Origin of the sequence: Thiosulfatimonas sediminis, from assembly GCF_011398355.1 — a bacterium.
Taxonomy (GTDB): Bacteria; Pseudomonadota; Gammaproteobacteria; order Thiomicrospirales; family Thiomicrospiraceae; genus Thiomicrorhabdus; species Thiomicrorhabdus sediminis_A.
In genome coordinates this window covers 944,354-957,578 of sequence record NZ_AP021889.1, presented here as the reverse complement: position 1 = coordinate 957,578, position 13,225 = coordinate 944,354, and the positions used below count along the sequence as shown (strand labels likewise).

General features: G+C 42.8%; 8 protein-coding genes. 2 read left to right on the top strand and 6 right to left on the bottom strand.

The genetic code is table 11. From position 1 onward, the window contains the following. Positions 1-12: 12 nt before the first annotated feature. The 3 genes from pepN to fnr form a co-directional block, all read right to left on the bottom strand. On the bottom strand, positions 13-2,640 hold the full coding sequence (gene pepN, locus HRR27_RS04370; RefSeq protein WP_173271256.1) for an aminopeptidase N: 2,628 nt from the start codon (positions 2,638-2,640) through the stop codon (positions 13-15). A gap of 137 nt (positions 2,641-2,777) precedes the next feature. After that, the gene (gene pal, locus HRR27_RS04365; protein ID WP_173271254.1) at positions 2,778-3,335 is read right to left on the bottom strand and encodes a peptidoglycan-associated lipoprotein Pal; all 558 of its coding nucleotides are present in this window, start codon (positions 3,333-3,335) and stop codon (positions 2,778-2,780) included. 455 nt (positions 3,336-3,790) lie between these two features. Further along, positions 3,791-4,540, bottom strand: a complete 750-nt coding sequence (gene fnr / locus HRR27_RS04360; protein WP_173271252.1) for a fumarate/nitrate reduction transcriptional regulator Fnr — start codon at positions 4,538-4,540, stop codon at positions 3,791-3,793. Positions 4,541-5,084: 544 nt separating this feature from the next. On the opposite strand from fnr, the gene HRR27_RS04355 reads away from it, so the two are divergent. Further along, positions 5,085-6,284 carry a PfkB family carbohydrate kinase gene (locus HRR27_RS04355; RefSeq protein ID WP_173271250.1) on the top strand — a complete coding sequence of 400 codons (1,200 nt, stop codon included), beginning with the start codon at positions 5,085-5,087 and terminating at the stop codon, positions 6,282-6,284. An 81-nt stretch (positions 6,285-6,365) separates the two neighbouring features. On the opposite strand, the gene rlmB is transcribed toward HRR27_RS04355, so the two are convergent. The 3 genes from rlmB to HRR27_RS04340 form a co-directional block, all read right to left on the bottom strand. After that, entirely contained in the window at positions 6,366-7,097 is a 732-nt protein-coding gene (gene rlmB, locus HRR27_RS04350) for a 23S rRNA (guanosine(2251)-2'-O)-methyltransferase RlmB (RefSeq protein WP_173271248.1), read from the bottom strand. A gap of 3 nt (positions 7,098-7,100) precedes the next feature. Then, positions 7,101-9,440 carry a ribonuclease R gene (gene rnr / locus HRR27_RS04345; protein ID WP_173271247.1) on the bottom strand — a complete coding sequence of 780 codons (2,340 nt, stop codon included), beginning with the start codon at positions 9,438-9,440 and terminating at the stop codon, positions 7,101-7,103. 421 nt (positions 9,441-9,861) lie between these two features. Further along, entirely contained in the window at positions 9,862-11,283 is a 1,422-nt protein-coding gene (locus HRR27_RS04340) for a dihydrolipoyl dehydrogenase (RefSeq protein WP_173271245.1), read from the bottom strand. A gap of 190 nt (positions 11,284-11,473) precedes the next feature. On the opposite strand from HRR27_RS04340, the gene HRR27_RS04335 reads away from it, so the two are divergent. Further along, the gene (locus tag HRR27_RS04335; protein ID WP_243830882.1) at positions 11,474-13,213 is read left to right on the top strand and encodes an MltF family protein; all 1,740 of its coding nucleotides are present in this window, start codon (positions 11,474-11,476) and stop codon (positions 13,211-13,213) included. Positions 13,214-13,225 lie beyond the last annotated feature (12 nt).

Here is a 13,225-nt window from a genome sequence, read left to right as displayed (position 1 = left end):
ATGGCGATCGTCTTATGCCAAAGACTTAGAGGCAATTTCATACACATCCTTGGAAACCCCTTCACGCTGCAGAATTTCTTGTAATGCCGCACGCATTAACGATTGGCGTTTAACATCATACCGTTTCCAATGGGTAAATGGCGCCAACAATCTTGCTGCAATCTGCGGATTTAAGGCATCCAATAAACAAATCTGCTCGCTCACCATTTGATAACCCTTGCCATCGGCTCGATGAAAACCAACCAAATTCAACCGCGAAAATACACCGAGTAAACTGCGCACCCGATTAGGGTTTTTTAAACTAAAATCAGAATGTTGCAGTAGTACGGCTAAAGTCTCGACAGCCTGCGCATTTTGGGTCTGAGCTTGCAATGCAAACCACTTATCAACCACCAAATTATCCTCTTGCCAGCGCTGGTAAAAGTCCTGCATAGCGTCTTGAGCTGCAGCATGTTGATGCACCAACATAATTCGTAACGCAGCCAGTACATCTGTCATATTCTGTTGTAACTGATATTGCGAAGCAACGAGCGCTTGATTCTCAGGCAATGCACCTAAATAACTCAAAGCAACATTTTTCAACATACGCTGTGCAATCTGGATTTTGTCATATTGATAAGGCCCATTGTTTTGACAACGCTGATATGCGGCCAGCCACTGTGACTGCAAACCATGCGCCAACTGACTTTCTAACCAATGATGCGCCTGATAAATTGCATCGACATCCACTTCTTGGTACTGCTCGCCGATATAACCTAATTCCGGCAAACTCAGGGTCATCGCAACCAACGCAGCATCCAATTGTTCATCTTCCAACAAAGCTTTTGCTACATCTAAAACCTCATTAGAAAGCGCCAATTCTGAGCCCGACTGCAAGGCTGAGACCTTAGACTGAATGGTACGCAACAATAAGGTCTGCATCGCTTCCCATCGCACAAAACTGTCTTCATCGGCCGCCGCCAACAGAGCTAAATCGGCATTGGAATACTCAAAGTGCAACTTAACCGGTGCGGAAAAACCGCGTAACAGCGATGGCACTGGCGGCGAACTCACATCCATAAAAGTAAATTTTTGCTCTAATTGCGTCATTCTTAAAATGGCATGAGTATTACTACGCAATTCAACATGAGCTGCACTCTCAAAAGTCGGCTCTAGAATAAGCGGCTGACCATGTTGATCGAGCATTCCAAAACCAATCGGTAAAAGTAACGGAACAAAATCTTTGGTTTGAGGTTGGCTCTGCTTACAAGTCAACGTGAAGGTTTTCGTCTCTGGATAATACTCTGCAGTGACTTGCAGATGCGGCGTACCAGACTGCACATACCAGTTATGCATCTGTGCTAAATCAACAGCGTTCGCATCCGCCATCGCCTGACGGAAATCCTGCACGGTAACCGCTTGTCCATCATGACGGGCAAAATATAACTGCATTCCTTTCTGAAAACCTGACTCACCCAGCAGAGTATGATACAAACGCACAACTTCAGCGCCCTTCTCATACACCGTCATGGTATAGAAATTATTCATCTCAATATAAGATTGTGGCTGAATCGGATGTGCCATCGGCCCAGCATCTTCAGGAAATTGATTCGAGCGCAGGCGTTTAACGTCTTCTATACGTTTAACCGATGGTGAGAGCATATCAGCAGTAAATTCTTGATCGCGAAAAACGGTAAGACCTTCTTTTAAGGTCAATTGAAACCAATCACGGCAGGTCACGCGATTTCCCGTCCAATTATGGAAATACTCATGTCCAATAACCGCTTCAATTCCTTCATAATCAACATCGGTTGCCGTTGCTGGTTGCGCCAGAACAAATTTGGAATTAAAGACATTAAGCCCTTTATTCTCCATCGCGCCCATATTGAAATCATCTACCGCAACAATCATGTAAATGTCCAGATCATAAATTAGGCCAAAGCGCTGTTCATCCCATTGCATCGAACGCTTAAGTGACTGCATCGCATGATCACATTTATCAATATTTCGCGGCTCAACAAAAATTTCCAAACGCACTTCTCGACCTTCTACCGTAGTATAGGTATCCGTGATTTTTTCGAGATTACCAGCAACTAAAGCAAACAGATAACAAGGTTTTTTGTGCGGATCCAGCCAAACAGCATAATGTTTACCATCAGCCAAATCACCTGATTCGACCATGTTTCCATTCGCCAATAGATAGCGATTTTCAGATTTATCAGCAATAATTTTTGTCGTAAAAACACTCAATACATCAGGACGATCCAAGTAGTAAGTGATTTTACGAAACCCTTCTGCCTCACACTGCGTACAGTAGTTATTACTGGTCCGATAAAGACCTTCTAAAGCAGTATTACTCTGCGGCGCAATTTCAGTTACCACCACCAATTCAAATTGATCTTTATCGGTCATTAACTGCAAGCCGTTTTCATCAATCAAACACTGATTCGTAACCTCTAAGCCATCTAAAGTCACCGAAATCAATTGGAGATTCTCACCGTCTAAATGTAAAGCGCCTGCAGCCATTCTGGTTAACAGCATTCGATTGGTCACACGCGTTGCCAATGGCTGCAAGTCAAACTCAAGGTACACCGATCCAATCGCAAAATTGGGTGGCTGATAGTCGGATAAATAATTTACTTTAGGGGCCGTATTTGCCATACAAAAACCTATGCTAACTTGCTGTTTAATAGAAAAAAGAAAATTTTAATTATAAAAAAACCTCTCTTTTCTGCAAAAGAGAGGTTTCAAATTAACCTAAAGGAAGTTGAACCTTCAACAACCTCTAGGCAAAATTTTTAGTAATTAAATTCTGCTCGACGGTTTTTCGCCCATGCTGAATCCGTATGCCCTTCAATCGCTGGCATATCTTCACCAAAACTCACTACATTGATTCGACTGGCACTAACACCTTCAAAAACCAAAGCATTTTTTACGGAGATCGCACGACGTTCACCTAACGCCAAGTTGTATTCTCGAGAACCGCGTTCATCACAGTGACCCGCAACGGTTACATTCATACTTGGATTTTTGTTCAAGTATTGCGCATTAAGCTTTATCACTTCATAAAACTCAGCACGTACATCAGAACGGTCATAATCAAAATAGACCACTTTACCGCTCAACATCGCTTTTAATTGTTCATTACTCAAGCCGTCTGAATTTTTATTGGCGCCATTCAAATCAGCAGCACCGTCATTCATCGAAACCTTTGCAACTGCTGGAGAGACATCACCAACCGCCTGCTTTTGCTCTTCGTATTTATAACCATCTTCAATTTCTGGCGTGGCGCTACAACCAATCAACGCCGAACCTATAGCTGCAACAGCAAAATACTTAACTAAATTTTGAACCATTTATGCCACCTTTTCTTTTAAATATTTAAGACTAAACAATGCATACAACTATACCGGATTCAGTATAAAAAAAAAGTATCGAGCAAAGGGTGATAAGAAAAAGATTATATTGAAACGACTCAAAAGAGCCTTAAAGACCAAGAAACAGGATAAATACTGAAAAATTTTAATAAAAAACAACAAAATACGTACTTATGCCAGTAAATTTTTTATTAAAACTTTGTTAATATAATCTCAGTTTTTATATAGCACACATATATTTAAGAATAAAAATAGTTGCTATAAAAAAATCCCGGCATTTGACTGCCGGGCAAGCGGGCTACATTATGAAAACCGTTGAGAAAACCTTTCAAAGACTCAACGTCTTCACAAACACTATTGAAACATAAATACAATATATAAATATTGATTTAAATCAGTCTCAGCAAAAATCTGTAATTTTTTTTGTTACGAAGTTAAGCTGATGCTTTATTGCAACTATCGCAAGCCGTTTGAACCCCTGCGGTATATAACAATCTATCCATGTTATGAATTACTACTTCTTTCTTTTTCCAAGTAGCAATCCCTTCAGAATTGAATTTGGCTAAAATACGCGAAACCGTTTCGGGCGTTAATCCTAGATACACAGCCACATCACGATGTAAAATACTGAGTCTAAATTCTGAACTTGCATAACCGCGGCTTCGATAACGCTCTGACATATTCCAAATAAACTGTGCAACACGTTGGTCAGCGTTACGTCTCACCAACAATTCAGAATGCATTCGACCATCCAGAACTTCTTTACTGATTACATTCATCATCTGCTTATTCAGCTGCGGCACTTCTTCAGTCATTTGCGAAAACTTATCAAATGGCAAACTACACACACTGGTTGTATCCAACGCAATTGCGTTGTACTGATGCATTCGAGAACCCAACGCATCGATACCTAAAACATCTCCGGGTAGATAGAAGCCATGCACAATCTCCTCACCCGTGTCGGTAAACGAATAGAGCTTTACAACGCCCGCTCTAATTGCGTATAACGCATTAAATTTATCGTGTGCCTCAAATAGATGCTGCCCTTTTTTAAGAGGGGCACGGCGCTCTACAAAACTATCAAGGCGATCTATCTCGTCTTTTTGCAAACCGGTTGGAAAACAAATTTTTTGCAAACCACAGTTTTTGCAACTAACGTTAAATGCTGACTTTACTTCACTCATATGAACCGTCTACTTAATTGTCCCTAATCAAGTTTTGATTGTATCTCTTTTGGGAATACGAAACAGTACTAAAGACATTCTATTATCTTATGTACACATAAATACTTATTGTACTAGAAAAATTTCCACCCAAATAGTTATTTTAACTCAAAAAAAACTATTTGACTAAATTTTAATCAGTCCTCGAAAGCCCCATGAACCATCAAGAGTTTGCCGACTTATCTGATACTTACTCACAAAGTTATCCACAGATTCTGTGGAAAAACTCCTCCCAACGCCTATTTTAGGAAACACAGTATTGCAACATTTTTTTCTTTATAAATCATAAAGTTATCAATGCTAACAAGCTAAAAACATTAGCACTCACTAAAATAATTAACGACTTGTCAAGCTATGAAAACCAACTTTATTCACTTTTTAAATTGTCAAGACTTGTTAGCATTATTTTCGGTCTTTTTATGGAAAACTTTTCCGAACAACAGTTATGCTAAAATTCCATAAAATATCCGCCACTGATAGAAAAATTTAATAAAGGAATCTCATAATGGCCAAAATTCTTGCCATAGGTAATGCTGTGCTGGATACCATTTTTAGTGTTGAACAGCACCCTAAAGAAGATCAAGAAATGCGTGCACTGTCTAAAACACATCAAATTGGGGGCAATGTAAACAACACGTTATATGTACTAAATCAACTTGGTCACGCTACTTCAATTTGCACCACCGCAGCAACCGATAGTGAGTCAAAACAACTTATCAGCGGCATGCAAGATCATGGAATTGACTGCACTCACATTCAAAAATTCATTCAAGGCAGCACACCCAACTCCATCGTTACCTTAAATGCGCATAACGGCAGCCGTACGATTGTGCACTATCGCGATTTACCAGAGGTAAGTTTTGAGTTCTTTGCCAAAATTGAAATTGAAAATTTCGATTGGCTCCATTTTGAAGGTAGAAATATTGAAAACCTTCAAGGCATGTTAAATATCAGTAAGACGTTTTTAGACAAGCAACCGATTTCACTGGAAGTTGAGAAACCGCGAGAAAACATTGAAGCTTTGCTACCGCTCGCAAATCTAGTGATTTTTTCACACCACTACGCGATAGCGAAGCAATTTACCGATGCGGTACAACTTTTAGAAGCGATGAGCCAGTTAGCGCCGAATAGCAACCTTGTCTGCACTTGGGGCGCAAAAGGCGTATGGCTTAAAGCGATTAACAATTCCATAGAGCATATTCCTGCCATTCCGGTAAATCCGGTTATTGACACTTTAGGGGCTGGCGATACTTTTAATGCCGGCCTAATCCATCAATTGCTTAACGGCAATTCATTAAGTGAAGCGTGTAAATTTGCTAATCAATTGGCAGCACAAAAAATTCAAAAACGCGGCTTGGATGACATCTTAAACGTTAAAGCAGAAAACCGTGCCATCGCTAACATTAAAAAACTCAGTAAAGCAAAAGCCACGGTTATTGACGTTGGCAGTACTGGCAGCATCATTTTAATCCTGCACGAAAATACCGTACGCGCTTATGAAAACAACTGCCCACATCAAAATGTGCCATTAAACGAAGCCTATAAAATTGACGTCAATCCATTTGAAAACACCCTAAAGTGCTCGGTGCATGATGCATTTTTCAATATTGCTGACGGCGAATGTATTGATGGCCCTTGCTGGGGCGAACACTTAACGCCAATTGCGATTCGGACTGACGAACAGGGCGACATCTATCTCGCTTAAAATCGACATATCCAATTTATCTTTCACACAAACAAAAAACGCGCCTTATGAGCGCGTTTTTTACCAAAAAATTCGATGGAACTATAGATTACGCTGGCGCATCGCTTCATAAAGCGTGACACCTGTGGCAACAGACACATTCAAACTTTCCACTACACCGGCCATTGGTATGGCAGCCAAATGATCACAAGCTTCTCGCGTTAAACGACGCAAGCCAGAGCCTTCTGCCCCCATCACGATACCAATCGAACCTTTAAAATCGATTTGATAGATAGTCTGCTCAGTTTCTCCAGCTAAACCAACCATCCACATACCCTGCTGTTGTAGATCTTTGATGGTTCGTACCAAATTCGTGACGACCACTAACTTAACGGTATCGGCGGCACCACATGCAACCTTACGAACGGTAGCATTCATACCAACTGACTGATTTTTAGGAATCACCACAGCATCAACCCCAACCGCATCCGCTGTGCGTAAAATCGCGCCTAAATTATGCGGATCTTGCACTTCATCCAAAAAAACAAAAAGAGGATTTGATTTTCCTTCGGCGATCTTGAGCAAATCCACTTCGGTTAAATCTTTCTGTTTTTCCACCATGGCCATCACCCCTTGGTGATTGCCATCCGCTTTATCAAACGCTGATTTATTAACTAATTCAACATTTAAACCCAAAGCACGAGCCTGATCTAACAGATTTTGCTGACGTGGATTCAAGCGACCCTTGATAAATTGAATGCTAAAAACCGACTGCGGTGCCTGCTTTAAAAAACGCTCCACCGAATGCAAACCAAAAATAAGCTGCTGCTTCACAGATCAATCCTTCGCTTTTGGCTTAGCACGCCCGCTGCGTTTTTTACGGTAAAAACGTTTTTTACGCGGCTTGCGTTTGTTGTCATCCTCATCATTCGAATCGTCATGGGCATCAGAAGCGACATCACTTTCAGCTGAGAAATCATCACTAACCAAGCTTTCAATAAAACGTAAATCGACTTTGCGATCATCCAGATTAACTTGCGCTACCTGAACTTTGATACGGTCGCCTAAACGATACACTTTACCACTGCGCTCACCTTTCAAACAGTGGCGCGCATTGTCGTAATGGAAATAATCATCTCCCAACTCAGTAATGTGTACCAAGCCCTCAACATACAAAGGATCAATTTCGACAAACAGACCAAAGTTCGTCGCTGCGGTAATCACCGCTTCATACTCTTCGCCTAAGCGATGTGATAAAAACTCGCATTTCAAGAAGGTGACTGCATCTCGCGTGGCCTCATCTGCACGGCGCTCAGTGTCAGAACAATGCTGCCCCAATTCGACCATTTTAGCTTCATCATAATTGAAGTTTTCAATCGGCTGCTTGCCCCAAACATAACGAATTGCACGATGCACTAACAGATCCGGATAACGACGAATAGGCGACGTAAAATGCGTGTAGTTTTCATAATTCAAGCCAAAATGGCCTTTGTTATCAGGGTGATAAACCGCTTGGTTCATTGAGCGCAACATAACAGTTTGCACCAAATGCTCGTAAGGCTTGCCCGCTACTTGACGCGACACATCGGCATAATCGTGCGCCGTCGGTGTATCACCTCCAGCAAGCTGTAAATTAAAGTCAGCCAAAAACGTACGCAAATTCTGCAAACGATCCGCCATCGGTGATTCATGCACACGGTACAAAGTGGGGATTTTATGCCACTTTAAGAAACGAGCGGTAGCAACGTTCGCCATCAGCATACATTCTTCAATCAGCTTGTGTGCATCATTACGAACGACTGGCACAATTTCTTCAATTTTGCGTTCATCATCAAAGACGATACGGGTTTCAGTAGTATCAAATTCCAGAGCTCCGCGCTCTTCACGCGCCGATTGCAGTACCTTGAATAATTCAAATAAGGTATCGACATTCTCTAGCTGTTCGGCAAACTCTTCACGCAATGGAGATTGATGATCAACAATCATCTCGTGCACCTGCGAATAGGTTAAACGCGCTTTAGAGTTCATGACCGCTTGATAAAACTGAGTACGCTCTAATTTCCCACTGGCATCAATTGCCATATCCGCAACCATACATAAACGGTCAACGTGCGGATTAAGCGAACACAAACCATCAGACAATTTTGACGGCAACATTGGCACGACACGCTGCGGAAAATAAACAGAATTACCGCGCTTATACGCTTCTTTATCCAGCTCGGTTCCAGGTTTAACATAATGCGAAACATCCGCAATCGCCACAACCAGCTTCCAACCACCGTTTTTACGACGCTTTGCATAAACCGCGTCATCAAAATCTTTGGTATCCGCACCATCGATGGTCACCAGCTGCAAGGTACGTAAATCCTTGCGCCCGTCCAAGTCTGCTTCCGTTACTTCATCCGGAATTTGCGCCAACTCCGCTTGCAACTCATCCGACCAAGTATTTGGAATATTATGCGCGTGAATCGCAGAATCAATCTCCATACCGGGATCCATAAAATCCCCCAGTACTTCAACAATTTTACCAATCGGCCCTGAACGCGCTGATGGCTGGTGTAGGATTTTAGTCAGAACAATCTGATTTTCTTTCGCATCTTTCAAACCGTCTTGCGGAATAAAAATATCCTGTGCAATCCGATTATTGTCTGGACGAACCCACGCTAAAGTACCTTCAAAAGTTAAACGTCCAAGCAATTCGTCAGTGCAATGCTCAATCACCTCAATGATGGCCCCTTCATGACGACCACGGCGATCTTCACCAACAATCGATGCAATAACACGGTCACCGTGCAACACTTTGTGCATCTCTTTTTCTGACAAAAACAGATCTTTTCCGCCCTCTTCAGGAACCACAAATCCAAAACCGTCCGGATGCCCCAGAACTCGTCCACGAATTAAATCCATCTTCTTCAACAAACCAAATGCACCTCGTCGATTACGAATTAATTGGCCGTCACGAACCATCGCTTTCAAACGACGATTCAACGCTTCAAAACGTTCTTCATCATCTTCATCTACTTGCAAAATCCGGGCAATTTCAAAGATACGTAGTGGTTTGGATTCTTCTTCGAGCGTCTGCGAAATCAATTCACGGCTTGGGATAGGATTATCATATTTTTCGGCTTCACGCTCGGCGTGCGGGTCGATTAAATCGGTTTGCGTTTCAGTAGTCACTTGCTTCCATCTAAGTTTTGGATTTGCCTAATCCCTAACCAGCCTGTGTTCACTCTCCAAACAGGCTTTAAGGCGGCCGTAAAGCCGCTATGGTCAAGGAAAACAGCACAATCGTCTGTAAAATTTGTCGTCATTATAACAAAACTCTTTTAAATCATTATTAAAGACGTCTTCAATCATCAAATTCTTTTGCCATTAGCGCACAGTCACCGCTTTAAAGCTAGGGGCTCTTGAAAATTCTAAGGAGACGCTGAGTAAGTCCAAATAAATCAAGAACAGAATACGTTGACTCAGCAGGAATCTGCCTACCATCCGGTTAACACGTGACAAAACGGACAACAACAAAAGCAAATTTTGCAAAGAAACATCCACAAGCGCTTTACTTTGAAACCACTGTGCTTGCTGTGCTTTGATCGCATTATCACTCCAACGGACTTAACTCAGCTGCCAACCAATTACTCTGCTCAGGATACAACTGCCGCGCTAACTGGCGTAATGCCGATTGCAAAGCCTCTTCCAACACGGGATGATAGAACGGCATGCGCAACCACTGTGCAACTGTCATCTGTTGTTGCAACATCCAAGCCAGACCGTGCGCGAGATGTTCAGCATCAGCCATAAATAACTCAGCGCCCAATAACTTTTTACTCTGTTTGTCAGCAAAGAGACAGATCGCCCCCTTATCCTGGCCCATCACAATGGCACGGCCATTCGCGCAACTAAGCGGAAAAGTCACACTCAGAGTCTGTTCACCAACACAATCAGCATAGCGCTGCCCAATCAATGCGATTTGAGGGTCGCTAAACGCGACCCCCAAAGGGACTTTGCGCGCAAAAGACTGAATTTGTGGATAAGAGACGGCATTCAGCACTGCCATACGCCCTTCATCACCAGCCTCATGCAAAATCGGACGATAGCCATTTGCATCGCCGGCGATAAAAATTGGCCTATCCATAATCTGCATCGTATGCACATTAAAAGGAGGCATTCCGCGCGCATCCACCCCAATGCCAGCCGCCGCCAAATTCAAATTATCAATATTTGAACGTCGACCTAAAGACGCTAAAACCGCATCGACGTAAATCGTCTTATCACCTAACCTTATCGCCACCTCTTCCTGGTTTTCTGGATTCAAACACACCTCTGCCGCTTGACCCAAATGAACCGTAAATTCCTTGCTAAACTCGGCCACGGCAAGTTCTATCAGAGCAGGTTCTGTCAGACCTCCTAAGGTGTTTTGCATCTCAATACCAGTTACCTCAACACCCAAACGAGCCAAAGCCTGCCCCAATTCCAGGCCAATCACACCAAGCCCGATGACCGCTATGCGTTTTGGTAAATCAGTCTGTTCAAAAATATCATCACTGGTCCAAAGCTTATCGCCAATTACCTGCCAAGCTTGCGGCACGACTGGACGCGAACCATTAGCCAAAATAATGCGCTCAGCTTGAATTATTTCGCCATTCACTTCCAACTGATTCGGCCCAACAAATTGAGCAAAGCCTTCAATTAACTGTTCCGCCGACAAGCCATCCGTTGAATTTTTTTTCACCCCGCCGGTAAAACGGTCCCGCAACTGACGTATCCGTTGCAAAACCTTGGGCAAATCCACGTTTAGCTGTTCACCTTTTTCAATGCCAAGTTCCGCAAAATGATTACGTTGATAATAATGATTAGCCGCATGAATCATCGCTTTGGACGGCATACAGCCGACTCGTGCACAGGTAGTGCCGTAAGCCCCCCCTTGAATTAACACAAAATCCTCTCCTAATTGCTGTAGATAAGACATCGCAGTCAACCCAGAGGTTCCCGCACCAATGATGGCATACTTTACTTTACGCATTGCAGACTCCATAACATCAAACGCCAAACAGTACTCTTCATACTTTATAAGCTAACGCTTGTATATTAGACTTTTTAGCATAGCAAAAGTTGAAGCAGCATAAGAACCGTTCCGCTATTTAAAAAAAACCGTGTTTGGCAACCAGCAAAGACTACAATTCATAAAAATACAGCTCAAAAAAATCGAATGTATGCAAAAAGCAACCTGTAATAAGCCCTTAATACACCGCAGCACAAGTGCCCCAAATGGCAACTTAGCTGCTCGCAATTTTGCGCTTCGCAGTCTATGGCGCGCGCTGTATTTGATATTAATTGGCACATCACTATTACTCATCAGCGTATTTGACAAAGGCGCAATCAGCCAAGCGCAAACACTCTCTAGCGCCACACAGATGAGCAAAGCATCGATTAACGAGCGTATTAACAGCCACTTTATCGGTGATTTAGAGAAGATTCGAGAACGCCGCCTTTTTCGAGTTTTAGTAAGCTACAACCGAACCAACTTTTTTCATAGTAATGAGGGGACGCGCGGTTTGGAATATGAGCTTATGAGTGCCTATGAAAAATTCCTTAATCGCGGACCACGCCAAGAGCGCTTTAAAACTCATTTTGTGTATTTAACCCGCCCTTTCAATCAGCTGTTTGATGCACTCATCAATGGTGAAGGAGATATTATTGCCGCTGGCTTAACCCTGACTCCTGAACGCAGTCAGTTAGTTGACTTCACCGCCCCTTATATTAGCGACATCAACGAAATCCTGGTTGCCAACAAAGATGCTGAACCCATTACGCGTTTTGAAGAGCTCGCCGGCAAGCAAATTGTCGTGGTTGCCAACAGCAGCTATATCGTGCAGTTACAACAAATTAATCAAGTCTTGGGCGGTTTAGGATTAGACAGTATTGAAGTAATTCAAGCCAACACACTGCTTGAAGCGGAAGATATTCTAGAAATGGTGAATGCCGGACTTTTTCCTTACACCATCGTCGATAGCCACATCGCCAAAATTTATCGTAAGGCACTACCGAACATCGTGGTTCAAGAAGATTTTATCTTACGCCATGGAGGACAAATCGCATGGGCGATCAATAAAAAACTCCCCAATTTAAAAGCCTCCTTAAACGCCTTTATCGAAAAACAAGCTCGCCCCGGTCGCTATTTAAGTAACGTCCTGTTTCGGCGCTATTTTGAAAACGAAAACTGGATACAGCATCCGCTCGACTTTACCCCTTTGGACAAAACGCCATGCTTGCAATATTTTTTTGAAAAGTACGCACAATTTTACGACTTTGACTGGCGCATGATTGCGGCACAAGCCTATAAAGAATCCAAATTCGACCAAAACTTGGTCAGCCCAGTCGGCGCTTATGGCGTCATGCAAATTCGTGCTAGCACAGCGAACTCCAAACACGTTGCGATTAAAAACACTCGCACCAACTTAGAAAACAACATCCATGCTGGGGTGCGTTATTTGAGTTTTTTACGCGATCATTATTTTGACAAACCAGAATACTCGGCAGAAGATAAAATTAATTTTTCATTAGCCGCATATAACGCTGGGCCAGGACGGATTCGGCAGTTACAACGGATTGCAAAACGCGAAGGATTAGATCCAAATAAATGGTTTTATAACGTAGAAACCATCGCACGCAACGAGATTGGTTTAGAGACCGTCAACTATGTGACTTTTATTCAAAAGACATCCGCAGCAATTACCTTAGCGTTTAAACTGGCTGAAGAAAAACAACGACTAAAACGGACTCATCTGCAAGATATTCCAGCAATTTCAGATGAACCGCCCGAATTCCTATTCGACGAGACCCTTACACTGGATGGGCAACAAGAAGAAGCCAAGCGCCAAACCGAAGAACCGCTTGAAGCACCTCAACTGGATGATAACGACGAGCCTGACAAGACCGCAGACACCCCCTAAACCCTCCGATAC

What these genes read in the sequence shown, in the direction of transcription:
- pepN (WP_173271256.1), bottom strand. Translation starts at nt 2,640, where the DNA reads ATGGCAAATACGGCCCCTAAAGTAAATTATTTATCCGACTATCAGCCA.
- HRR27_RS04340 (WP_173271245.1), bottom strand. Translation starts at nt 11,283, where the DNA reads ATGCGTAAAGTAAAGTATGCCATCATTGGTGCGGGAACCTCTGGGTTG.
- HRR27_RS04355 (WP_173271250.1), top strand. Translation starts at nt 5,085, where the DNA reads ATGGCCAAAATTCTTGCCATAGGTAATGCTGTGCTGGATACCATTTTT.
- HRR27_RS04335 (WP_243830882.1), top strand. Translation starts at nt 11,474, where the DNA reads ATGCAAAAAGCAACCTGTAATAAGCCCTTAATACACCGCAGCACAAGT.
- fnr (WP_173271252.1), bottom strand. Translation starts at nt 4,540, where the DNA reads ATGAGTGAAGTAAAGTCAGCATTTAACGTTAGTTGCAAAAACTGTGGT.
- pal (WP_173271254.1), bottom strand. Translation starts at nt 3,335, where the DNA reads ATGGTTCAAAATTTAGTTAAGTATTTTGCTGTTGCAGCTATAGGTTCG.